Here is a 21,916-nt window from a genome sequence, read left to right on the forward strand (position 1 = left end):
CGCCGCGCGCTGGGTGCGGCCCCGGCGGCCAAGCTCACCGGCGTCCGCGTGGAAGGTGTCGTGGGTCGCGTAGCCCCGTGAAGGACTGATGGGCGCGCGCGGCGCGACGGGCTGCGACTCGGGCAGGCGTGTCTGCGGGACACCAGCGGACGGAATGCGGACGGACACGGACTTCCCCCTCTGCACAAACTGGAACCCCCGGATTGTCTCACGGGGGTGGGGGATGTTGCGCCCGCGCCGGAAAAAACTCTCTGCCTGTGTGGGCTGGGGACCTACCCAGCGTGGAGGCCGGGGGGGGCTCAGCGCGCGGCGATGGGCGTGGCCATGGAGGTGCCGCTCAGCTCCTCCCAGTCGTTGCCGGGCACGGTGCCGAGGACGTCCTCGCCCACGGCGGCCAGGTCCACGAAGCTGGAGGGCCGCGCACCGGACGCACGGCCTTCGTGCGCCCGGTGCGGGTGGGACTCCGACTACCAGACCTTCACGCGCTGCTCCGGCGGGAGGTAGAGGCCCTGGCCGGGCTTCACGCCGAACGCCGGGTACCACGCGTCCTGGTTGCGCACCGTGGCCGCGCGGAACATGCCCGGCGAGTGCCCATCCGTCACGAGCAGCCGGCGCAGCAGCGGCTCGCGGAACTTGTTGCGCCACACCTGGGCGAAGCCCATGAAGAAGCGCTGCTCGCCCGTGAAGCCGTCCAGCGTGGGCGCCGGCTTGCCGCCCAGGGACATCACGTAGGCGTCATGCGCGATGGAGATGCCCGCCACGTCGGCGATGTTCTCTCCCAGCGTCAGCTCGCCGTTCACGTTCATGTCCGGCAGGGGCTTGTACGCGCTGAACTGGGCGGCCAGCGCCTGGCCCGCGGCCTTGAACTGCTCCAGGTCCTTGGGCGTCCACCAGTTGGCCAGCTTGCCCTGCGCGTCGAACTGCGCGCCCACGTCGTCGAAGCTGTGGATGATTTCATGGCCGATGACGGAGCCGATGCCGCCGTAGTTCACGGCCGGATCCGCGTTCGGGTCGAAGAAGGGCGGCTGGAGGATGGCGGCCGGGAAGATGATGGAGTTCTGCTGCGGCGAGTTGAGCGCGTTGACCTCCTGGGGCGTCATGAACCACTCCTTGCGGTCCACGGGCTTGCCCAGCTTGGCCAGGTTGCGCTGGTGCTCGAAGAGGTTCGCGCGCTCCGCGTTGCCGAAGGCATCCCCCTTGACGATCTCCAGCCCGGAGTAGTCACGCCAGGTGTCCGGGTGGCCGATGCCCACCTGCACCGTGCCCAGCTTCTCCTTGGCGCGGGCCTTGGTCTCCGGGGACATCCACGCGAGCGCGTCGATGTGGCGGCCCAGGGCGGCCAGGATGTTGCGCACCATCACGTCCGCCTCGGCCTTGGCCGCCGGCGGGAAGTGCTTCTCCACGTAGCGCTTGCCCACGGCCTCGCCCATGGCGCCGTTGGTGAAGTCCACGCCGCGCTTCCAGCGCTCGCGCAGCTGCTGCGCGCCGGACATGGTGCGGCCGGCGAAGTCGAAGCCCGCGTCCACGAAGGCCTTGGGCAGGTACTGCGTGCCGCGCATGATGGCGTGGAAGGCCAGGTAGTCCTTCCACGTCTGGACGGGCTCGCTGCCCACGAGCTTCGCGATGCCGGTGATGGCGGACGGCTGCCAGACGATGAAGTCCTTCTGGGGCGTGAGGCCGGCGCTGGCGAAGTACGCGGCCCAGTCCATGCCGGGCGCCTTCTTCGCGAAGTCCGCCTGCTTCCAGGGGTTGTTCACCTTGGACACGTCCTGCGTGTCCTGGGCCGCCCAGTGGGCCTGGGCGATCTTCTTCTCCAGGCCGAAGATGGCGCGGGCCTTGGCTTCCGCGTCGGGGATGCCGGCGTTCTTCAGCTGGACGGCGATGTGCTGCTGGTACTTCTCCCGCACCTCTTTGAAGCGCGGCGTGTCCTTCAGGTAGAAGTCGCGGTCCGGCATGCCCAGGCCGCCCTGGAGGAGGTAGGCGGCGTAGCGGCTGGGGTCGTTCAGGTCCTCCGCCACCCACAGGCCCAGGAGGCGCTCCGTGGTGGCCTGCCCGGTGTTGAGCGGATCCACGTCGCTGCGCAGGGTGGTGCCCAGCAGCGTGGCCAGGTCCTTGCGGTTGGCGACGGCGGCGATGCGGTCCAGCTCCGGCTTGAGCGGCGCGGCGCCCCGGGCCTCGATGGCGGCCTCGTCCATGAAGCTGGCGTAGTAGTCACCCAGCTTGCGCTCCTCGCTGCCGGCGGGGGCGTCCGACTTCGCGGCGGCCTCCAGCAGCGCTCGCGTCTGCTGCGAGGCGTCCTCGGCCAGCCGCGTGAACATGCCGTAGGCGGAGCGGTCCGGAGGGATCTCCGTGGAGTCCACCCACTTGCCGTTGACGTAGCGGTAGAAGTCGTCGCCGGGGGCCACGGACGTGTCCATGCCCGGGGTGTCGACGCCGAAGCTCCCGAAGTGCGGCTTGGGAGCGGCGGGGGCCGCGGGCGCGGGGGCCGGGGTTGCGGCGGCCTGGGCCTGAGGCGGGGACTTCTCCGCGGGCGCGGTGGAGGCGCACGCGGTGATGAGCGCGGACGCGCAGACGCCGAGCGTCATGCGCGCGGCGCCAAAGGGCGGTCTGGAACGGAACGACATGGAGGCTCCTGGATGTGCCCGAACGGGGTGGCGCACTCTGGCGCACGCGGGCGCATCCCCAACAGCGCAAACGGCGGTTTCATCCCAGCCATTGCATTCCAGGCGCCCAGCGCGCTCGCAGGCCGGGCTTGAACCCCGGGACGATGGCGCGGTGCGGTGCCGTCCTCCGGGCTCAAGGGCGGACGGCGGCCCCCCGGGGCGTGACGTCCCCACGGCCCGCGCGCAGGAGCGCGCCGCCCGCGAGCAGCAGGGCCAGCCCGAAGAGGAGGAAGCCCACGTCCCAGGCGGCCTGTGAAGGGCCGGTGCGCACGTGGTGCACGCCGAGGAGCTGGTGGTCGATGAGGCCTTCGACGACGTTGAAGAGGCCCCAGCCGCCCAGCAGGCACCCGGTGAAGGTGCGCGTGGACCACGGCACGTCCGGCCGCAGGCCCGCGCGCCACAGCAGCACCAGGCCGCTGAAGGTCATGAGCCAGGTGAAGGCGTGGAAGAGGCCGTCCCAGAACATGTTCACCTTGGCGTTCACCAGCGTGTCCGGCGGCAGGTGGCTGGAGAGCATGTTGTGCCATTGAAGGATCTGGTGCAGGAGGATGCCGTCGACGAAGCCGCCCAGCCCCACGCCCAGCATCACTCCCGCGGAGAGCAGCGGCCCCCGGTGCATCCGGCTCATCGCTCGCGCCCCAGGAAGTGCAGCGGCGCCACGACGCACAGGACGACGGCGAAGGGCAGCAGGGTGATGGCCAGCCGCCCCCAGAAGTGCTCGTTGAAGATGCCGGCCTCCACCGCCGGGCGGCACGTCTCGCAGGCGGACACCGCGCTGCTCGCGAACAGCGCGGCCGGGAGGGTGAGGGTGTTGAGCCGTCGCATGCGCGTGGTGCCTCCCGGATCAGCGGCTCCAGCGGAGCGCCGCCACGGCGTCGGCGTCGTGTTCGTAGTACTCCATGACCACCGTGTGCTCGCCGGAGCTCATCCAGCGGCCCACGATGAAGCTCGTGGTCGACTGGTCCCTCCACGCGTCGATGATGCGCGAGCCGTCCACGTACACGCGGATGCCGTCATCCGCCTGGGCGAGGAAGTAGAACAGGCCTGACACGAAGTAGAACCGCCCCGTCCAGCGCACGGAGAAGTCGTCAGGCCCGACCTCCGGCACGGGGCGGCCCGTGCCCCAGAACTTCGCGAGCGGCGCCCCCTCGCAGCGCACCCGCGCCGGGGCGCCCTCCAGGTCCCGGTTGCCGAAGTACTCCGCCCGGTACTGTCCCTGCGGGCACTCCATGGGCGCGACGGACTCGAAGATGGCCGTGTAGCTGGCGTCGCTCGCACCGGCCTGGATGACGTGCTCCGCGGCCCCGCCGTCCGACCACTCGCGGAACTCGAAGGTGCCTTGCGGCGACGGAGCGCCCAGCGTGTGCGTGGAGCCGACGATGACCGGACGGACGCGGGGCGCCGGCCCGCTCGTGCCGTCGAACACCAGCTCCAGCCCCGGCGGGGAGGTCTGGAGCGTCACCTGCACCAGCCGCGGATCCACGGTGATGAGCCGGCTGCTCGTCAGCCCCGTCGAGTTCATCGCGGTCAGCTTGATGTCGAAGTGCACCTCGTCACCGTGGTCCGGGACGGTGAAGGCGCCGGTCGCCCCCGTGCTCGTGGAGTACGGATGGGTGTGGCAGGTGCCCGACGTGCAGTGGCGCAGGGTGATGGTCCACCTCAGCCGGTCGCCGGGGATGGGGCCCTCGGTGGGGTCCACCGCGGAGCCCGAGTAGGTCACCACGTCGCCGACCTTGAAGCGGTACGCCGGCGAGGGCGAGTCGATGGTCACGACCGGGAGCGCGTTGCCCACGGTGACGCTCACGGCGGCGGAGTGGCTGCCGCCGCGCCCGTCGCTGACGGTCAGCCGGGCCACGTAGAAGCCAGTCACCGCATACGTGTGCTCCGGGGCGGGCAGCGTGGACTCGGGGGAGCCGTCCCCGAAGTCCCAGCGGTACTGGAGCGCGTCCCCGTCCGGGTCGCTGGAGCCCGCGCTGGAGAAGCGCACGAGCAGGGGCGGCTCACCCCGGCCCGGCGTCGCGGAGGCCACCGCCGTGGGCGGCGTGTTGCCCGCCGTGTAGCGGAGGCGGCGCAGCTCCCCCGCGAGGATGTCCACGAAGAAGAGGTTGGAGTCCGGCCCGATGCCGAGCTCCACCATCCCGCCCACCCCGGTCGCGAACTGCGTCACGCTGCCGGGCACGAGCTGATCATTCGCATCCACCCGCAGGGAGCGGATCCACTGCTGGGTGTAGTCGCCGAAGAAGTAGGCGCCCTGCCACGCCTCCGGGTACGCGGTGCCCATGTAGAAGGCGCCGCCCGTGGCCGTCTGGCCGACGCCGTGGTCCCAGGAATACAGCGGAGCCCTCACCGCGCCGGGGCCCCGGGCGTAGAGGGCCTGGCAGACGGGCTTGGGTTCGTAGCCGTGCTGGCGGAAGGGGCCCTCGTAGCAGGGCCAGCCCAGGTTCGACCCCGGCAGCGCGACGTTGATCTCCTCGTAGGTGTTCCAGCCGACGTCGCCCAGGTAGGGCGTGGAGGTGCCCGGGCGCAGGCTGAAGCGATAGGGATTGCGCAGCCCCAGCGCCCACACCTTGGAGCGGTTGGCGCTGGCGTCTCCGTTCCAGAACGGGTTCGAGGCCACGCCCTGGCCGGTGCGGGTGATGCGCAGCACCTTGCCCGCGAGGGAGTCCAGGCTCTGCGCCCGCAGCGCGTCGTCATCGACCGCGTCGAAGCGGGCCCCATCCCCTGACGTCACGAAGAGGGTGCCGTCCGGCGCGAAGCGGAGGCTGCCCACGGAGTGCGAGGCGCTGTCGGAGGGGATGCAGTCCGCTCCCGCGGGCAGGTCATTGCAGGAGCTGGCCACGGCGGCGCCGAGCAGCACGAGCTCGCTGGCGGACGAGGCCAGGTCCCCCACGGCGCTGTAGCGCGCCAGCCGCGACGTCTTGGGTCCGGCGTCATCCGTGTCGGCGGCGTCGTACGTGTAGAGCAGGTAGATGTAGCCGTTGGTGGCGAAGGCCGGATCCACCGCCAGCCCCAGCAGCCCGCGGTCATGGTGCGAGTTCACCCGCCCCTGGATGTCGAGGAAGGGCACGGGCTGGAGGACGCCGTCCTTGAGGAGCCGGACCACGCCTGCCTTCTCCGCGATGAGGAGGCGTCCATCGGGGAGGCTCGCGAACGTCGTCGGGTACTGCAGGCCCGTGACCACCGGCTCGGAGGAGAAGCCCGCGGGCAGGGCGAGGGGGGCCAGAGGCTGGGCCTCGGCCCGTGGCCACCCTCCCAGACACAGCGCCAGCAGGACAGCGAGGCAAGGCGGACAGCGTCGCGGTGACAGCATGAAAGCATCCCTCCAGGGCGGGAGCGTCCGGGATGCGGGAAGCTGTCAATGCGCCTCCCGGCGGGCATCTGGCCCCCGGGCCCGGGTGGCTGTCAGCCAATGCGCGGAGAGATGAAGGCCGGGGATCGACTACGTTCAGGCGGTTGGCCACTCATGGAGGAGTCATGACTCCAACCGCGTTTCGTCCCGCATACACAGTCCAGACCGAGCACACCGTGCTCCGCTGCTGGTCGCCGGCCGACGCTCCGCTGGCACTCCGCGCCATCGAAGCCAATCTGGAGCACCTGCGTCCCTGGATGGAGTGGGCGAAGCGCTATCCCATGACCGTGGCGCAGCAGGCGGGGCAGTTGCGCCGGATGCGCGGGCTGTTCGACCTGGGACAGGACTTCGCCTACGGCGTGTTCAATCGCGACGGCTCCGAGGTCCTCGGAGGCACCGGACTGCATCCCCGGGTGGGGGAGGGCGCGCTGGAGATCGGCTACTGGATTTCGGCCGGCCACACGGGCGGGGGGCTCGCGACGGAAGTCGCCGGAGCCCTCACCCGCGTCGCCTTCGAGTTGGAGGGCGTGCGCCGGGTGGAGATCCACTGCGACCCCCGCAACGTGCCCAGCGCGGCGGTCGCCCGGAGGTTGGGTTTCGTCCACGAAGGCACGTTGCGGCAGCGGCTCGTCGCACCCGACGGCGTGCTCCGGGACATGATGGTCTGGACGCTGCTCGCTGACGAGTACCCGACAAGCCGTGCCGCCGCGACCCCCGCCGAGGCCTTCGACGTGCTGGGACAGCAGCTGCTCTGAAACAACGAACATCAGCCGCCCCCGAGGTGTCTCCATGACGTTGAAGCCCCCTGCGTGGTGCAAGCGTTTGCCCGTGGTCCTGTTGTTCCTGCTGCTGCCGCTCACGAGCCTGGCGCTGCCGACCACGGGCTTCCGGTTCGTCGACATCGCGACGAGCGACGGCACGGTGCTCAAGGCCAACTACGTCGCGCCCACGACGCCGGGCCCGCATCCGGCCGTGGTCTTCATCTCGAGCTGGGGGCTCAACGACCTGGAGTACCTGGCCCAGGCCAGCGCGCTGGCGCAGAAGGGCTACGTGGCGCTCTCCTACACGCCGCGCGGCTTCTGGGCGTCCGGCGGTGGCATTGATACGGCGGGACCCGCGGACATCGCGGACACGTCTCGCGTCCTGGACTGGATGGTCGCCAACACGACGGCGGATGCGACGCGCATCGGGCTCGCCGGGGTCTCGTATGGCGCGGGCATCTCGCTCATCGCCTCCGGCTTCGACGCTCGCGTGAAGGCGGTGGCGGTGCTCTCCGGCTGGTCGGACCTGGTGGCGTCGCTGTTCGGCGGGGAGACGCGGCGTCCGCAGGCGGTGGCGCTGCTGGACCTCGCCGCGACGCTGCTGGGCCGGCCTGGCCCGGAGCTGCGCACGACCATCGACCACTACTTCGCCAACCAGGACCTCGAGTCCATCAAGGCCTGGGGCCGCGTGCGCTCGGCGGCGACGTACCTCGACCGGATCAACGTCAACAAGCCCGCCATCCTGATGGCCAACGCCTACGGCGACAGCCTCTTCCCGCCCAACCAGTTGGTGTCGTTCTATGGCCAGCTCACCGGGCCCAAGCGGCTGGAGTTCTCCCCGGGCGACCACGCCGTCGTGGAGGCCACCGGCCTGGTGGGCCTGCCCAACCACGTCTGGACCAGCGTGACGCGCTGGATGGACCAGTACGTCGCGGGCGTGGACACCGGCATCTCCCGCGAGGCGCCCGTCGTGCTGCGCACCTACGACGGTGACGTGGAGGGCTACGCGTCGTGGGCCCAGGTCTCCCGGAGCTCGCAGCGCTACGGCCTGGGCGCCATCCGCTTGCTGGATGGCACCGGCACCCTGGGCGGCTCGCCCACGTCGGGCGGCTCGCGGGTCGTCTGGTCCGGCTTCGACACCTCCGCCGACGCGGGCGTGGCGCTGCTGACCAACGGACTCCAGGCGCTGACGGGCATCCCGCCCGTGGTCTGGCTGCCGGGCGTGAACCGCCTCAACGCGGGCGTCTGGACGTCGTCCACCACCCTGAGCGGCCTCTCCATCCGTGGCTCGGTGGCCCTGCGCCTGCGCGTCACGCCCTCCACTTCCTCGGGGACGGTCGTGGCTTACTTGTATGACCTCCTGGGCGACTACGGCGGCCTCATCACCCACGTGCCCCTGAGCTGGAAGGGCGCGACGCCGGGCGTGCCGCTCGACCTGGACCTGGCGTTCCCCGCCACCGCTTACGACCTCCCCGTGCTGCACCGGCTGGCGCTCGTCGTCGACACGGAGGACCCGCTCTACCTGGACGCGAACAGCACGGGCGCGACGGTGTCGCTCGGCGGGCCGTCCTGGTTGGACCTGCCGCTGCGCTGAGCCCTCCGGAGCAGGGACGGGGGGCGCGGTTCAGGCGCCCTCCGTCGTTCCAGGGGGCGGGGCCGGTGTGTTAACGCTCCCGGCGCCCATGGGAACCGCCGCCTCGGAGCGCACCCGCGCCGCCCTGCTCGTCCTCGGTGGCGGCGTGCTGGCGCTGCTGCTGTCGCACCACTCCGCCCTCCTGTCCGGGCTGCGCCTCATGCAGGGGGACGAGGGCGACGTGCGCTTCTGCAACTACATCCTGGAGCACGGCTGGCGCTTCGTGTCGGGAGACCCGGCGCATGCGCGCTTCTGGGATCCTCCCATGTTCCACCCCGAGCCCAACGTCGCGGCGTACTCGGAGGTGCTCCTGGGCGTGGCGCCGCTCTACTGGGTGTGGCGCGGCTTCGGCCTGGGCGCCGAGCTGTCGTGGCAGGCGTGGGCGCTCGCCATGGCCGCGCTGAACTACGCGGCGGCGGTGTGGCTCCTGCGCCGGGGGTTTGGCCTGCGCGTCCTTCCGGCGGTGGTGGGCGCGGTGCTCTTCACGGCCGGCGCGCCGCGCGTCAACCAGCTCAACCACCCGCAGCTGGAGGGACAGTTCTTCGCGCTCCTCGCGGTGGGCGCGGTGGTCGCGCTGACGCGGCCGGAGACGGACCGGCGGCGCGGGGTGGCCTGGGCCGCGCTGCTCGTGGGCGCGTGCGTGGCGCAGCTCTACGCGGGCTTCTACTGGGGCTGGTTCCTCTTCTTCTTCCTGCTGCTGGCGTTCCTCGCCGGGCTCATCCTCCGGGACACGCGCGGCCCGCTCCTGACGGCGCTGCGCCGCCACCTCCCGGCGCTCGCGGGCTTCGGCGTCGTGGGGCTGGCGCTGCTCGCGCCCCTCATCCTGCACGCGCGCCAGGCCATCGGCACGGTGGGCCTGCGCACCTTCGACGAAGTCGTGCCCATGGTGCCGCGCGTCTGGAGCTGGTTCTCCATGGGCCCGGACAGCTGGCTGTACGGGTGGATGGACGGCTTCTCCCGGTTCCGGCGCTTGCCGTCGGGGTGGGAGCACCGGCTGGGCTTCGGCTTCGTCACCCCGGTGCTGGCGGGCCTCGGCCTGTGGCAGGCGCGCTCGCGGCCCGCCGTGCAGCTGCTGCTCGTCGTGGCGGTGGCCACCGTGCTGCTCGCCTCGCGCTACCCCGGCGGCTACACGCCCTGGTGGCTCGTCTTCCACGGCGTGCCCGGCGCGGCGGCCATCCGGGCCCTGGCCCGCATCGGGATGTGGCTGCTGGTGCCCGCGGCCGTGGGCCTGGCCCTGTACCTCCAGCGGCAGTGGGACTCCGGCCGCGCGGCGCTGGCGGTGGGCCTGGGCGCGCTGTGCCTGCTGGAGCAGGGGCTCACCGGCCCCGCGTATGACTGGCACGAAGCCCGCGCGGACGTGGAGGCGGTGGCCGCGCGCATCCCGCCCGGCTGCGCGACCTTCTTCTACGCGCCGACGTCCGGCAAGGCGCGGGAGTGGAAGTACCAACTGGACGCGGTGTGGGCGTCCTGCGAGCGCGGCGTGCCCACGGTGAATGGCTACTCGGGAAACGCCCCGCGGGGCTGGAGGCTCCAGGACAACCGCCGCTTCAACGCGGAGGCCGCCGAGCGCCTCGACCGCGACCTGGAGGCCTGGATGCGCTCGCGGAGCCTGGCGCCCGAGAGCGTTTGCCGCATCCAGGTGCCGGCGCGGCGGTAGCGGCCGCCGCGCGCGGGCACGGGACTACCTGGCGATGGTGGCGTAGTCGCCCTTGAGCGCGACGCCCGTGACGAAGCTGCCGGCGTGGCACTCAATTTCGGTGGCGCTCTTGCTCTCCACCTTCTTGTAGTAGCTCACGATGTGGACGACCGCGTTGGCGCCGTTCTTCTTCGCGCCCTCCTGCAGGGCGATGAGCGCGGAGAGGGCGGCCCACTTGCAGGCGTAGTCATCCGACTTGCCCACGCCGTTGGTCTTCTTGTTCGTGGTGTCGCTGCCCAGCGTCTTGAGCACGTTGGGCGTCTTCGCGCCGTCCAGGTAGAACTTCACCGTTCCGTCCAGCTTCTCCTTGGCTTCCGGCAGGGCCAGCACGTCCGCCAGCTTCACCTTCGTCACGGTGTCGCGCGCCAGCGCGGGGGTGGCGGCGGTCAGGGCCAGCAACAGGAGGGCTTTCTTCATCGCGGGGTCTCCAGACATCAAGGCCAGCGGCGGAAGATCAACGACGTGTTGATGCCGCCAAAGGCGAAGTTGTTGCTCATCACCAGGTCCGTCTGCAAAGCACGTCCCTCGCCCATGACATAGTCCAGCGGCGCGCACTTCGGATCCACGGAGTCCGCCGTCAGGTGCAGCGTCGGCGCGAACCAGTCCGAGCGCATCATCTGGATGCTCATCCACGCCTCCAGCGCGCCGCAGGCCCCCAGCGTGTGGCCCATGTAGCTCTTGAGGCTGGAGATGGCGACCTTGTCTCCGAAGACGGCCTTCGTCGCCGCGCTCTCCGCCACGTCGCCCGTATCCGTCGCCGTGCCGTGCGCGTTGACGTAGGGGATGGCGGAGGCAGGCACGCCCGCGTCCTCCAGCGCCAGCCGCATGGCCTCCGCCATGGTGTCCGCGTTGGGCTGCGTGACGTGGCGGCCGTCGCTGTTGGTGCCGTAGCCCAGCAGCTCCGCGTGGATGGTGGCGCCGCGCGCCTTGGCGTGCTCCAGCTCCTCCAGCACCAGCGTGCACGCGCCCTCGCCCAGCACCAGCCCGTCGCGCTGGGCGTGGAAGGGGCGGGGGGACTGGTGCGGCGCCTCGTTGTGCTTCGTGCTGGTGGCGAAGAGGGTGTCGAACACCGCCGCGCCCGTGGCGTCCAGCTCCTCCGCGCCGCCCGCGAGCATCGCCACCTGGCGGCCCAGCTTGATGGCCTCGTACGCGTAGCCGATGCCCTGGCTGCCGGAGGTGCACGCGCTGGACGTGGTGATGATGCGGCCGGTGATGCCGAAGAAGACGCCGATGTTCACCGCCGCCGTATGGGACATCATCCGCAGGTACGTCGTCGCGGTGATGCCCTCCGTCGTCTTGTGGGTGATCATCTTGCCGAAGTCGCCCATGTTCTCCGGCGTCCCCGCGGAGGAGCCGTAGGCGATGCCCATCCGGCCCCCCTTCACCAGGGGGTCGCCCAGCAGGCCCGCGTCCTGGAGCGCCAGCTCGCTGGCCCGCGTCGCCATCAGGGCCACGCGGCCCATGGTGCGCGTCGTCTTGCGCGAGTACGCGGACGGCGGCAGTTCGAAGGGCAGGGCGGGCGCGCCCAGCCGCGTGTTCAGGCCTTCGTATTCCTTCCAGGGCTCCATCACCTGGACGGCGTTCTGACGCGCACGCAGCCGCGCCTCGACCGTCTTCCAGTCGTGTCCCAGGGGGCTCAGCGCACCGACTCCGGTGACCACCACGCGCTTCATCCGATCATCCCCCCGTTCACCGAAATCACCTGCCGCGTGATGTAGCCCGCGTCCTCCGCCATGAGGAAGCTCACCGCGGCGGCGACCTCCTCGGGCCTGCCCATCCGGCGGGCGGGAATGATCTTCAGCGCCTCTTCCAGGACTTCCGGAGGCACCATCTCCGTGTCGATGAGGCCCGGCGCCACGCAGTTGACGGTGATGTTGCGCTTGGCCAGCTCCACCGCCAGCGCCTTCGTCGCGCCGATGATGCCCGCCTTGGCGGCGCTGTAGTTCACCTGGCCCCGGTTGCCCATGAGGCCGGACACGGACGCCAGCGTGACGATGCGGCCCGGCTTCTTGCGGCGCACCAGCGGCATCGTGAGCGGGTTGAGCACGTTGTAGAAGGCGTCCAGGTTGGTGTGGATGACGCTGTCCCACTCGTCGGCCGTCATGGCGGGGAAGGCGTTGTCGCGCGCAATGCCCGCGTTGCACACCACGCCGTAGTAGCAGCCGTGGGCCTCCACGTCCTGGAGCAGCGCGGCCTGCGTGCCCGCGCGGTCCGCCACGTCGAACTGGAGCACGCGCGCCTCGCGGCCCGCCTCGCGCACCTGCGCGGCCACGGCCTTCTGGGACAGCGCGGCCACGCGGGCGCGCTGCGCGGTGAGCACCTGCTGGCGCAGCGCGGGTTCGCGCTCCAGCACCGCGAGCAGCTGCGCCACGTCCATGGGCTCGCGCGAGAACGTGGTGAGCCCCGCGCCGCCCATCGTCTCCGGGACGGCCGCGGCGCCGTACGCGACGACGGGGACGTCGCGGTACATGGCCTCCAGCAGCGGCACGCCGAAGCCCTCGTGCCGGCTCATGGAGAGGTAGGCCGTGGCGGACGCGAAGCACGCGGACAGCTGCGCGGCGCTGACGCGGCCCAGGAACTGGATGCGGTCCGGGCCGAGCAGGTCCTTGAGGCCGTGCAGGAAGCCGCCATACGGCGCGTCGCGGTGGAGGTTGCCCGCGATGAGCAGGCGGCTCCTGGGCTGGTACAGGCGCTGGTACGCGGTGAAGACGCGCAGCACGTCGTCCACGTACTTGCTGGGCACCGCGCGGCCCACGAAGAGGATGTTGGAGCAGCCGTCGTCCAGCTCCGCCATCAGCGCCGGATCCGGCGGCGTGTCGAACGCGTTCCAGTCGATGGCGAAGGGCAGCACGTCCACGCGCGGGTAGCCCGCGGCGACCAGCTCCTCCGCGCTGAAGCGCGAGTAGGCGAAGGCGCCGTCCACGTGCGGGCGCAGCGCGAGCAGCTCCAGGCGGGCGGCGTCGCACGCGAGCACCGCGCCCCGGTCGTAGCCCTCGAAGAGCCGGGCGGGGGTGATGTTGTGGTAGACGAGCAGCTTGCGCCCGCGCGCCCGGGCGATGAGCTGCACCTGCCTCGACTCGAAGCTGTGGTGCACGAGCAGCACCGTGTCGCGGGTGGCCTCGCGCGGGTAGCTCCTGGCGGCGCGCACCTGGTCGCGGCACGCGTCGTCCCAGGAGTCCGCGTAGATTTCGGAGGTGTGGCCCCAGGAGCGCAGCAGGCTCTGGAGGTAGCGCACCTGGTTGCCAATCGCGTCACCCCAGGCCAGGCGGGTGACCAGCTGATGGATGTGCAAGGGTCCGCCCGGGCCGTGAGGAGGTCGCGGTGACACGCGCGCGTTCCCTTACAACCCTCCAGCCCGCCCTTACAAGCGCGCCGGAGGCGCCTTGACGGGGGGACTTCCACACAGTAGCCAGGGCCGCCCACGCGTCCCCCAAGGTTGGGTCCATGTCAACGAACGTCCTGGTCACGGGAGGGTGCGGCTTCATCGGGTCCAACCTGGTCCGTTACCTGCTCCGCGAGCGGCCGGACTGGAAGGTCGTCAACCTGGACCGGCTCACCTACGCCGGCAACCTGGAGAACCTCGCCGGCCTGGAGGACGACGCCCGCCACGTCTTCGTGCACGGCGACGTGGGCGACCGGGCGTGCGTGGACCGGGTGCTCCAGGAGCACGCCATCGACAGCGTCCTCCACCTGGCCGCGGAGAGCCACGTGGACCGCTCCATCGAGGGCCCGGCCGTCTTCGTCACCACCAACGTCCTGGGCACGCAGCACCTGCTGGAGGCCTGCCGCGTGCACGGCGTGCGGCGGTTCGTGCAGGTCTCCACGGACGAGGTGTACGGCTCGCTGGGGCCGTCCGGGGCGTTCACGGAAGAATCGCCCCTCCAGCCCTCCAGCCCCTACTCCGCGTCCAAGACGGGCGCGGACCTGCTGGCCCTGGCGTACCACCACACCTACGGCCTGGACGTGGTGGTGACCCGCTGCTCGAACAACTACGGCCGCTACCAGTTCCCGGAGAAGCTCATCCCCCGCATGGTGGTGAACGCGCTGAGGAACCAGCGGCTGCCCGTCTACGGCGACGGCCAGCACGTGCGCGACTGGCTGCACGTGGAGGACCACTGCCAGGGGCTGCTCCAGGCGCTGGAGCGGGGACGCGCGGGGCAGGTCTACAACCTGGGCGGCGGCGCGGAGCGCAAGAACCTGGACCTGGTGAAGGGCATCCTCGCGGCGCTGGGCAAGCCGGAGTCGCTCATCGAGTTCGTCACGGACCGGCTGGGGCACGACCGCCGCTACGCCATCGACCCCGCGAAGAGCCGGCGCGAGCTGGGCTGGACGCCCACGCACTCCTTCGAAGCGGGGCTGGCGGACACGGTGCGCTGGTACGTGGAGCACCCGGAGTGGTGGGAGCGCGTGCTGAGCGGTGCGTACCGCGGCACCGTGACGCTGACGCGCCGGGGGAACGGAGCATGAGCCGCTTCGTCGTGACGGGAGCGAACGGGCTGGTGGGGCGCCGGGCGTGCGCGCTGCTGGCCGCGCGGGGGCACTCGGTGGTCGGAGTGGGGAAGGGCCCGCGCCGTGCCTTGGGGATGTTCGACTACGAGGCGCTGGACCTCACGCGCGAGGCGGACGTGGCGCCCGCGTTGGGGCGGCTGTCCCCGGAGGTCGTCCTGCACTGCGCGTCCATGACGGAGGTGGACGCCTGCGAGAAGGCGCCCGAGGCCGCGTACGCCGCGAACGTCACCGCCACGGCGGCGGTGGCCCGCTGGACGCGCGAGGCCGGCGCGCACCTGGTGCACGTGTCCACCGACTACGTCTTCGACGGCGACGCGGGGCCCTACGGTGAGGACGCGGTGCCCAACCCGCGCGGCGTCTACGCGGTGACGAAGCACCTGGGCGAGCAGTCCGCGCGCGTGCTCTCGCCCGGGTGCGCGATTGCCCGGACCGCGGTGGTGTATGGCTGGCCTCCGGTGGAGGGCCGGCTCAACTTCGGCGCGTGGCTGGTGAAGACGCTGTCGGCGGGGCAGCCGGTGAAGCTCTTCGAGGATCAGGTCGTGTCCCCCAGCTTCGCGGACAACGTGGCCGCGATGCTGGTGGAGCTGGGCGAGCGGCGGCTGGGCGGGACGTGGAACACCTGCGGCGGCACGGTGCTGGACCGCGTGGCCTTCGGGCGGGCGCTGTGCCAGGTGTTCGGCTTCGACGCGGGCCTGGTGGTGCCCACGCGGATGGCGGACCTGAAGCTGTCAGCGCCCCGGCCGCTGAAGAGCGGGCTCTTGACGGACAAGGCGCGGGAGCAGCTGTCGGAGAAGCCGCTGGCGCTGGCGGAGTCCCTGCGGCGCTTCCACGCGAGCTGGCTCGAGGCCCGGGCCGGGGAGGCGGGATGAAGGGGATCATCCTCGCGGGAGGCTCGGGGACGCGCCTGTATCCGCTGACGCTCGTGGTGAGCAAGCAACTGCTGCCCGTCTACGACAAGCCGATGATCTACTACCCGCTGACCACGCTGATGCTGGCGGGCATCCGGGAGGTGCTGATCATCTCCACGCCGCACGACCTGCCGCGCTTCCGCGACCTCCTGGGCGACGGCGAGCAGTGGGGCATGTCCTTCCAGTACGCGGAGCAGCCCCGGCCGGAGGGCTTGGCGCAGGCGTTCGTCATTGGCCGGGACTTCGTGGGCAACGACGCCGTGTCGCTCATCCTGGGGGACAACATCTTCTACGGGGACGGCCTGAGCGAGCTGGTGCGGCGGGCGGTGCGGCGCGCGTCCGGGGCGACGGTGTTCGGCTACCAGGTGACGGATCCGCAGCGCTACGGCGTGGTGGAGCTGGCGCCGGGCAACCGGGCCATCAGCATCGAGGAGAAGCCCGCGAAGCCGAAGTCCCACTACGCCGTCACGGGGCTGTACTTCTACGACAACCAGGTGCTGGACATCGCCGCCGCGCTGAAGCCCAGCAAGCGCGGTGAGCTGGAGATCACCGACGTCAACGCGGAGTACATGCGGCGCGACCAGCTCACGGTGGAGCTGATGGGGCGCGGCTACGCGTGGCTGGACACCGGGACGCACGAGTCGCTGATGCAGGCCTCGTCGTTCATCGAGATCATCGAGCGCCGGCAGGGCCTGAAGATCGCCTGCCCTGAGGAGATCGCCTACCGCATGGGCTACATCGACGAGGCGCGGCTGGAGGCGCTCGCGGAGCCCATGCTGAAGAACGACTACGGCCAGTACCTGAAGGCCCTCCTGGGGACCCGGGGGACGGCGCCATGAAGGTGCAGACGACGGAGCTGCCCGGGGTCCTGCTGCTGGAGCCCCGCGTGTTCGGGGACTCGCGGGGCTTCTTCGTGGAGACCTTCCACGCCCAGCGCTACCAGGACGCGGGCATCCCGAGCGCCTTCGTGCAGGACAACCTGTCGCGGTCGGTGCGGGGCACGCTGCGGGGCCTGCACTTCCAGGAGCCGAACGGGCAGGGGAAGCTGGTGCAGGTGCTGGCGGGCGCGGTCTGGGACGTGGTGGTGGACGTGCGCAAGGGCTCGCCCACGTTCGGCCGGTGGATGGGGGCGGAGCTGTCGTCCGGCAACAAGTGGCAGCTGTGGATCCCCCCGGGCTTCGCGCACGGGTTCTGCGTGCTGAGCGACTCGGCGGACTTCTTCTACAAGTGCACCGCGCTGTACGCCCCGGAGTCCGAGCGGAGCGTGGCCTGGGATGATCCGGACCTGGCCATCCCCTGGCCCGTGAAGGAGCCGCTGCTGTCGGCGAAGGATCAGCGCGCGCCCCGGCTGAAGGACGCGCAAGTGTTGCCTTCCTACTGAAACAGAGCGGACGGGCGGGCGTGAAGGGGGGACTTGCCGCTTCACGGGTGCTGCGCGGTAAGCAGGCAGGGAGGCAGGCAGCGTCCCCGGGATGGAAGCCAGCCGGGGGATGGAATGCCCAATCTCCTCCGAGGAGGAGAAGGCATGGTCTTGCCCGGCAAGGGAATGCGTTGGAAGGAGTTCTTCAAGTCCCTCAAGGACGAGTGGGGACGCGACAAGGTCGGCAACGTCGCGAGCGCGCTGACGTTCTCGGCCATCCTGGCGCTGTTCCCGTTCCTGCTGTTCCTCGTGTCGCTGGCCGGCGTGCTGATTGATCCGCACCAGGCGCAGCAGCTCATCCGTGAGCTGTCGAAGGTGGCGCCCCAGGAGGTGACGAACATCCTGGGCGAGCGGCTGGAGGCGCTGGCGAGCAGCAACCCGGTGGGGCTCTTGACCGTCGGTGGCGTGGGCGCCGTCTGGGCCGCGTCCGGAGGCGTGGTGGCGCTGATGGAGGCCCTCAACACCGTGTACGGCGTGGAGGAGGAGCGCCCGTTCTGGAAGAAGCGCGGCATCGCGCTGCTGACGACGCTGGGGACGGCGGTGACGGTGGTGCTGGCGGCCATCGTCGCCATCGTCACGCCCGCGGTGGCGGACAAGCTGGGCGACCCGCTGTCGAGCGTCGTCTTGTGGTTGCGCATGCCGGTGGCCGGCATCCTGATGATGCTGCTGCTGGCGGTGCTGTACTACGTGCTTCCGAACGTGAAGCAGAAGTTCAAGTTCATCACCCCGGGCTCGGTGGTGAGCGTGGTCATCTGGGTGCTCGCCTCGTGGGGATTCTCGAAGTACGTGGCGAACTTCGGCTCGTATGACGTGAACTACGGCGCCATCGGCGGTGTCATCGTGATGCTGCTGTGGATGCAGATCTCCTGCATCGTCGTGCTGCTGGGGCGGAGATCAACGGCATCCTCGAGCACAAGTCGCCGGACGGGAAGTCGCCGGGCGCGCGCGACCCGGATGCGCCGGGCCCGAACGTCACGAAGTCGGAGGCGGAGCAGCAGGGCGCGAAACTGCCCGGCGCCACGGACTTCCGTCCGGTCCCGCCCCAGCCGCGCTACCAGAGTCAGCCGGTGCCCCTGGGCAAGACGCCCCTGGCCGCGGCGGCGAAGTGGGCCGCGGGCGTGGGCCTGGGCGTGTTCCTGATGCGCCGCAAGTCCGCGGCGCGGTAGGCACGGCAAGGCCTTGCAGGGCGGGCGGTCCTCGCGAGGGGGCCGCCCGTTGTGTTTTCAGGGGAGCGGAGAGGTGACGTAGTCCTTCCCGTCGGAATGGCAGCCGTGACAGGAGGAGTGGGCGCGGCCGTAGTAGTTGTTGGAGTAGGCCGGGCCGAAGCCCTCGTAGAAGATCCAGGTGTCCTTGCCGGGCCCTTCCGCGACCTTCACGTCCAGCGCGTGGCCCCGGAGCGTCTTCCCGTCGTCCTCGAAGAGCTCCTTCACCACGATGCTGCCCAGGGGATGGGTGGCATTGCCTTCCCGGAGCGAGCGCGCGACGACGTCGTTGAAGAAGACGCGGACCTTGCTGCCGTGAGGGGCGCGCGTGTCGTGGACGGAGGGCTCCGCGAGCCAGGAGCTGTACTGGCCGGAGCGCACGAACGCGGTGATGCCCTGTTCGGACGTGTCGAGTTCCTGGATGACGCCGAGCCCCTCATCCACGGAGGAGGAGGGACCGCAGGCGCTGGCGAACAGGAGCGGCAGGAGCAGGGCGAGAGGGCGCATGCACTGGGCTACGCCCCGGGCGCCGGGACGGTTACAGCGGCGGACTGCTCATTGGGTCGAATAGGTGTGGGTCAGCTCGATGACCAGGGACTCCACGATGGGAGGAAACGCGAGCTCGATGTGGCCCCGGTTCAGGTCCGCGCGGGTGACCTGGTAGGAGGTGCCGCCGAACTCGTCATCGAAGGTGAAGTCATCGTTGTCGAAGATGGAGATCGCGATGGGGTGCTGGAGGAGGTTGGACGTGATGACCTCACAGCTGCCCGAGCGCCATTCGGGCTCCCAGTCTTCGTCCTCGGCGGTGCGGGTGCGCTCCGGAGCGGAGGGGCAGCGCATCTCCACGACGACGTCGGGCGGGGAGCCGTCGGAATCCCAGTCCTCGCCCGTGTCCGGGTCCACGTCCGCGATGACGGCCCGGCGGGGCTGCACCCGCGTCCGCATCACGCCCGCGTAACAGGCCCGGGTATCGAGCCGACAGACATTGCCGTCGGGACAGCTCTCACAGTGGGCGCCGTTGGAGCCGCAGACGGAGTCGCCAAGATCGAGAACGCACACGTTGCTCACGGAGCAGCAGCCGTTCGCGCAGCTCTCCGGAGTGCACTCGGGCTCACCGCAGGCGGGGAGGAAGAGGGCGCACGTCAGGGCCATCAGGAGCAGGCAGGGCGTTTTCATGACGGCCGGGGAGGGTATCAGAGGAGCGGTCATTTGCCGGTGACCGTGGCCAGGAGGTACCGGGGCAGCAGAGCCTCACGGAACTTCCGCCAGATGGCGACGTGGTTGTAGTTGCCCGCGGTGAACAGCACGACGAGGTCCAGCTCCGGGACGACCATCACCAGTTGTCCGCCGTTCCCGCTGGCCTCGCACTTCGAATACACACGGTCGCCGACGCGGAGCTCATGGCGCCACCACGTGTAGCCGTAGGTCCGTCCGTCTCCTATCGTTGAATGGTTCGCGGTGGAGCATTCCACCCAGCGCTGGCTCACAACGCGCTTTCCGTTCCAGGTCCCACCGGAGAGGTAGAACTGCCCGCGCTTCAGCGCGTCTCGGGGGCGCATGTAGATGCCGCCGCCGAGGTACTGCTCGCCGTCGGGCATGAGGTCCAGATGGTAGCCGCGCATCTGGAGGGGCGTGGCGACGTTCCTGGTGAAGAACTCGGGGATCCAGGTGCGGGTGGTGTTGCGGAGGACGCCGCCCAGCAGGTTGATGTTCGCGGAGCAGTACACGGCCTTCTCTCCGGGCGCGCGCACCATCGGAAGGTCCAGCGTGTACTTGTACCAATCCGGCACGCTGTCTTCGAGCCGGTCTTCGTTCCCAGATGATGCCGGGTCGTCGTCGTCACAGGCGAGACCTGTCGACATGGTCATGAGGTGAGCGCCGGCCCATCGGGGCCCAGCCGTAGTCGCGTGCCATGGAGGTATTGCAGAAGAACTCGTCGAGGGAGACGATCCACTGCACGTACCAACGCTCAGGAGCGTGGTGAGGACGCGCCTGCGCCAGACGCCTTGCGGTGCGTCACTCTCGCAGGGGTAGAGCGCTCTGACTCGAAGAGCCTTTGGGGATCATTTAGGTGTGAAATATCGATAGAGTGCCCCTGGATCGTTACTGTCTTCAAAGCCAGCCGTATTCATGACTGCTTCCGCGAGGACGTCCTTGCTGTGACGCCCACCGGAAACTTCTCGCCGATACATGCCTGAGGCTATGATATCAGCGCATTCGAGCAGGACCTCACGTCCTTTAGGCATGGGGGTCACAGCTTCAAGGTACACACGGCCCGGGAAATCTCTTGCAAGCAGCTCGTGGAGAGAAGCCTCCAGCGCCTTCAAGTAAAGTGCGTCGAACCCATCCTCGCGCTCCTTGATGATGGTCATGGTTCGGGGCGAATTGAGGCAACCCAGGCTTTCGGCGCGCTTCAATGCATCTGTGACCAGTTGTCCGATCAGTGCAATGTACATCTCCTGCTTGTTGCGTCGAGCGGGGGCCGCGTAACCCGTGAATAAAATTCCCGCTCGGCGCTTTTTGAGTTCGGCCAGAAGCTTCAGGTAAGGCCCAATGTCGGTTGTCACCTTGTTGAAGTGGAGCGTTTCGGGCCAGCCCTGTTTGTCGCGCCAATATTTTAGTGCTTCGTGCTGCATTTCGAACTGTCGCCAGTCAAGAATGCAGATGCCACCGATACCCGTGAAGCGGCTTTGAGGATCATTGCCAGTTTCATCTAGATAGAATCTCAGTTCGGGCGCCCCTTCATGCCTCGTGGCCAGATACTGATGAAGTTCTATCTGTGCTTCTCCTCGAAGAGAAAGCGTACGAGGCGTCGCCTGGAAAAGCTCCAGGTCATTCTGTACGTGCCGTCTGGCACGTGAAATGGACTCCATCTTCTCAAGGTCGAAGAGCGCCTCCATTTGAAATGGCCTCCACTCCAGAAGAATGTCTGATTGAAATTTTCTCCAGTATCTGATGAGCAGCGCTGTGTCGCTGTCTCGCGTTTCCGGGAAGTCGCGCAGAATAAGGCAAACCCTCTGCTCGATGGTTGCAAAATTTGAGTCGGCCAGTGCCTTGAGCAGGCTGCTGCGCGCTGCCGCCCGCTTTTCATCAAGCGCTTCGCCCACTGGCTTCGTACTCAGCCAGGGCTGAAGGGCTGGCATTATCAACTGCTCAGGCGGTCGCTTGTCACTCATCGTGCCGTCCCATGAATGTTCAAGCTGCGATCTCGGACCGGGCAGCGACTCTTGAGGATTTGCTGCTCTGGTGCTCATCCTCGATGAGTGCCACTGTCTTGCGGTACTCCGCGGCCTCCGCGAGCTGGGTCAGCTCGAACTCCCCGTGGTGCTTGCGCACGGCCTGGGCGATCTCATCCAGGCTGACGCGGAAGAACTCCTTGCGCTCATTGATGCGGTTGACGCGCCTGTTCGCGAACGTCTTGTGGAGTGCGTTCTCCAGCGCCGGGGCGTCCGAGGTCCGGATGATGGCGTGGACGTCGAACTCGAAGGGCACGGATGCATCCCCCAGCTCGTCGATGCGGTCCTGGGGCACGAGCCTCCTCGTCATTCCCAGCTTGAACACACCTTCCCCAAACGAGCCAATGTTGGAGATGACGTAGACGTGCCCCGTCCGCGTGAGCTGGGCCTGGGAGATGGCTCGTTGCTTCTCCAGGTCTTCGGCCACGCGGCGCTCCAGCTCCGCGATGCGTTCCAGCAGTTTCTGCTGCTCGGAGCCTTTTGCCGTAACCGTCCGGCCAACGACGTGCCGTGAGGGATTGCCGACGTAGCGGCGCGCG

Annotated in this window: 19 protein-coding genes and 1 pseudogene; 8 read left to right on the forward strand and 12 right to left on the reverse strand. The window is 69.6% G+C overall.

The window, feature by feature from the left end; all coding sequences use genetic code 11:
* Positions 1 to 467: 467 nt before the first annotated feature.
* The 4 genes from ACLEQD_RS11820 to ACLEQD_RS11835 all read right to left on the reverse strand — a co-directional run bounded on the left by ACLEQD_RS11820 (position 468) and on the right by ACLEQD_RS11835 (position 5,973).
* Complete coding sequence (locus ACLEQD_RS11820) at positions 468 to 2,624, reverse strand: M13 family metallopeptidase (RefSeq protein ID WP_410383611.1); 2,157 nt, start codon at positions 2,622 to 2,624, stop codon at positions 468 to 470.
* A gap of 172 nt (positions 2,625 to 2,796) precedes the next feature.
* Positions 2,797 to 3,291 (reverse strand): DUF2243 domain-containing protein, encoded by a 495-nt coding sequence (locus tag ACLEQD_RS11825; RefSeq protein WP_410383613.1) that lies wholly within the window; start codon positions 3,289 to 3,291, stop codon positions 2,797 to 2,799.
* Positions 3,288 to 3,488, reverse strand: a complete 201-nt coding sequence (locus ACLEQD_RS11830) for a hypothetical protein (protein ID WP_410383615.1) — start codon at positions 3,486 to 3,488, stop codon at positions 3,288 to 3,290. The genes ACLEQD_RS11825 and ACLEQD_RS11830 overlap by 4 nt, the downstream gene beginning before the upstream one ends.
* A 19-nt stretch (positions 3,489 to 3,507) precedes the next feature.
* Entirely contained in the window at positions 3,508 to 5,973 is a 2,466-nt protein-coding gene (locus ACLEQD_RS11835) for a PQQ-dependent sugar dehydrogenase (RefSeq protein ID WP_410383617.1), read from the reverse strand.
* A 164-nt stretch (positions 5,974 to 6,137) separates the two neighbouring features.
* Between ACLEQD_RS11835 and ACLEQD_RS11840 the strand changes: the two genes are divergently transcribed.
* From ACLEQD_RS11840 to ACLEQD_RS11850, 3 genes are all read left to right on the forward strand, one after another.
* Positions 6,138 to 6,767, forward strand: coding sequence for a GNAT family N-acetyltransferase (locus ACLEQD_RS11840; RefSeq protein WP_410383619.1), 630 nt, complete (start codon positions 6,138 to 6,140; stop codon positions 6,765 to 6,767).
* A 73-nt stretch (positions 6,768 to 6,840) separates the two neighbouring features.
* Positions 6,841 to 8,367: a CocE/NonD family hydrolase gene (locus ACLEQD_RS11845; protein ID WP_410383621.1), complete on the forward strand. Its 1,527-nt coding sequence runs from the start codon at positions 6,841 to 6,843 to the stop codon at positions 8,365 to 8,367.
* 88 nt (positions 8,368 to 8,455) lie between these two features.
* On the forward strand, positions 8,456 to 10,063 hold the full coding sequence (locus ACLEQD_RS11850; protein ID WP_410383623.1) for a hypothetical protein: 1,608 nt from the start codon (positions 8,456 to 8,458) through the stop codon (positions 10,061 to 10,063).
* 24 nt (positions 10,064 to 10,087) lie between these two features.
* Here the strand turns inward: ACLEQD_RS11850 and ACLEQD_RS11855 are convergent, their stop codons facing one another.
* The 3 genes from ACLEQD_RS11855 to fabG are packed head-to-tail and all read right to left on the reverse strand — an operon-like array spanning position 10,088 to position 13,394.
* Complete coding sequence (locus ACLEQD_RS11855; protein WP_410383625.1) at positions 10,088 to 10,519, reverse strand: excinuclease ATPase subunit; 432 nt, start codon at positions 10,517 to 10,519, stop codon at positions 10,088 to 10,090.
* 17 nt (positions 10,520 to 10,536) lie between these two features.
* Positions 10,537 to 11,775 (reverse strand): beta-ketoacyl-ACP synthase, encoded by a 1,239-nt coding sequence (locus ACLEQD_RS11860; protein WP_171414111.1) that lies wholly within the window; start codon positions 11,773 to 11,775, stop codon positions 10,537 to 10,539.
* Entirely contained in the window at positions 11,772 to 13,394 is a 1,623-nt protein-coding gene (gene fabG / locus ACLEQD_RS11865; protein WP_410383627.1) for a 3-oxoacyl-ACP reductase FabG, read from the reverse strand. The genes ACLEQD_RS11860 and fabG overlap by 4 nt, the downstream gene beginning before the upstream one ends.
* A 152-nt stretch (positions 13,395 to 13,546) precedes the next feature.
* On the opposite strand from fabG, the gene rfbB reads away from it, so the two are divergent.
* From rfbB to ACLEQD_RS11890, 5 genes and pseudogenes are all read left to right on the forward strand, one after another.
* The gene (gene rfbB, locus ACLEQD_RS11870; RefSeq protein WP_410383629.1) at positions 13,547 to 14,569 is read left to right on the forward strand and encodes a dTDP-glucose 4,6-dehydratase; all 1,023 of its coding nucleotides are present in this window, start codon (positions 13,547 to 13,549) and stop codon (positions 14,567 to 14,569) included.
* Positions 14,566 to 15,480 (forward strand): SDR family oxidoreductase, encoded by a 915-nt coding sequence (locus ACLEQD_RS11875; RefSeq protein WP_410383631.1) that lies wholly within the window; start codon positions 14,566 to 14,568, stop codon positions 15,478 to 15,480. The genes rfbB and ACLEQD_RS11875 overlap by 4 nt, the downstream gene beginning before the upstream one ends.
* Positions 15,477 to 16,358, forward strand: a complete 882-nt coding sequence (gene rfbA / locus ACLEQD_RS11880) for a glucose-1-phosphate thymidylyltransferase RfbA (protein WP_410383633.1) — start codon at positions 15,477 to 15,479, stop codon at positions 16,356 to 16,358. The genes ACLEQD_RS11875 and rfbA overlap by 4 nt, the downstream gene beginning before the upstream one ends.
* Positions 16,355 to 16,900, forward strand: a complete 546-nt coding sequence (rfbC, locus tag ACLEQD_RS11885) for a dTDP-4-dehydrorhamnose 3,5-epimerase (RefSeq protein ID WP_410383635.1) — start codon at positions 16,355 to 16,357, stop codon at positions 16,898 to 16,900. Before rfbA ends, rfbC begins: the two co-directional genes overlap by 4 nt.
* A 144-nt stretch (positions 16,901 to 17,044) precedes the next feature.
* Positions 17,045 to 18,105: pseudogene (locus tag ACLEQD_RS11890) on the forward strand (YihY/virulence factor BrkB family protein).
* 57 nt (positions 18,106 to 18,162) lie between these two features.
* Here the strand turns inward: ACLEQD_RS11890 and ACLEQD_RS11895 are convergent.
* From ACLEQD_RS11895 to ACLEQD_RS11915, 5 genes are all read right to left on the reverse strand, one after another.
* Positions 18,163 to 18,648, reverse strand: coding sequence for a hypothetical protein (locus ACLEQD_RS11895; protein ID WP_410383637.1), 486 nt, complete (start codon positions 18,646 to 18,648; stop codon positions 18,163 to 18,165).
* Between the two features lie 48 nt (positions 18,649 to 18,696).
* The gene (locus tag ACLEQD_RS11900) at positions 18,697 to 19,317 is read right to left on the reverse strand and encodes a hypothetical protein (protein WP_410383639.1); all 621 of its coding nucleotides are present in this window, start codon (positions 19,315 to 19,317) and stop codon (positions 18,697 to 18,699) included.
* A gap of 29 nt (positions 19,318 to 19,346) precedes the next feature.
* Positions 19,347 to 20,009 (reverse strand): serine hydrolase domain-containing protein, encoded by a 663-nt coding sequence (locus tag ACLEQD_RS11905; RefSeq protein WP_410383640.1) that lies wholly within the window; start codon positions 20,007 to 20,009, stop codon positions 19,347 to 19,349.
* Positions 20,010 to 20,204: 195 nt separating this feature from the next.
* Positions 20,205 to 21,317 carry a DUF3800 domain-containing protein gene (locus tag ACLEQD_RS11910; RefSeq protein WP_410383642.1) on the reverse strand — a complete coding sequence of 371 codons (1,113 nt, stop codon included), beginning with the start codon at positions 21,315 to 21,317 and terminating at the stop codon, positions 20,205 to 20,207.
* Between the two features lie 19 nt (positions 21,318 to 21,336).
* Positions 21,337 to 21,916: GIY-YIG nuclease family protein (locus tag ACLEQD_RS11915; RefSeq protein WP_410383644.1), on the reverse strand; the 580-nt coding region annotated here is incomplete at its 5' end.

The sequence above is a fragment of the Corallococcus sp. 4LFB genome, assembly GCF_046520365.1.
In the GTDB taxonomy this organism is placed as follows: domain Bacteria; phylum Myxococcota; class Myxococcia; order Myxococcales; family Myxococcaceae; genus Corallococcus; species Corallococcus caeni.

Bases quoted from the DNA above. Each gene is read 5' to 3' on its own strand.
- ACLEQD_RS11820 (WP_410383611.1), bottom strand. From the start codon at position 2,624: ATGTCGTTCCGTTCCAGACCGCCCTTTGGCGCCGCGCGCATGACGCTC.
- ACLEQD_RS11825 (WP_410383613.1), bottom strand. From the start codon at position 3,291: ATGAGCCGGATGCACCGGGGGCCGCTGCTCTCCGCGGGAGTGATGCTG.
- ACLEQD_RS11830 (WP_410383615.1), bottom strand. From the start codon at position 3,488: ATGCGACGGCTCAACACCCTCACCCTCCCGGCCGCGCTGTTCGCGAGC.
- ACLEQD_RS11835 (WP_410383617.1), bottom strand. From the start codon at position 5,973: ATGCTGTCACCGCGACGCTGTCCGCCTTGCCTCGCTGTCCTGCTGGCG.
- ACLEQD_RS11840 (WP_410383619.1), top strand. From the start codon at position 6,138: ATGACTCCAACCGCGTTTCGTCCCGCATACACAGTCCAGACCGAGCAC.
- ACLEQD_RS11850 (WP_410383623.1), top strand. From the start codon at position 8,456: ATGGGAACCGCCGCCTCGGAGCGCACCCGCGCCGCCCTGCTCGTCCTC.
- ACLEQD_RS11855 (WP_410383625.1), bottom strand. From the start codon at position 10,519: ATGAAGAAAGCCCTCCTGTTGCTGGCCCTGACCGCCGCCACCCCCGCG.
- ACLEQD_RS11860 (WP_171414111.1), bottom strand. From the start codon at position 11,775: ATGAAGCGCGTGGTGGTCACCGGAGTCGGTGCGCTGAGCCCCCTGGGA.
- rfbB (WP_410383629.1), top strand. From the start codon at position 13,547: ATGTCAACGAACGTCCTGGTCACGGGAGGGTGCGGCTTCATCGGGTCC.
- ACLEQD_RS11875 (WP_410383631.1), top strand. From the start codon at position 14,566: ATGAGCCGCTTCGTCGTGACGGGAGCGAACGGGCTGGTGGGGCGCCGG.
- rfbA (WP_410383633.1), top strand. From the start codon at position 15,477: ATGAAGGGGATCATCCTCGCGGGAGGCTCGGGGACGCGCCTGTATCCG.
- rfbC (WP_410383635.1), top strand. From the start codon at position 16,355: ATGAAGGTGCAGACGACGGAGCTGCCCGGGGTCCTGCTGCTGGAGCCC.
- ACLEQD_RS11895 (WP_410383637.1), bottom strand. From the start codon at position 18,648: ATGCGCCCTCTCGCCCTGCTCCTGCCGCTCCTGTTCGCCAGCGCCTGC.
- ACLEQD_RS11900 (WP_410383639.1), bottom strand. From the start codon at position 19,317: ATGAAAACGCCCTGCCTGCTCCTGATGGCCCTGACGTGCGCCCTCTTC.
- ACLEQD_RS11905 (WP_410383640.1), bottom strand. From the start codon at position 20,009: ATGACCATGTCGACAGGTCTCGCCTGTGACGACGACGACCCGGCATCA.
- ACLEQD_RS11910 (WP_410383642.1), bottom strand. From the start codon at position 21,317: ATGAGTGACAAGCGACCGCCTGAGCAGTTGATAATGCCAGCCCTTCAG.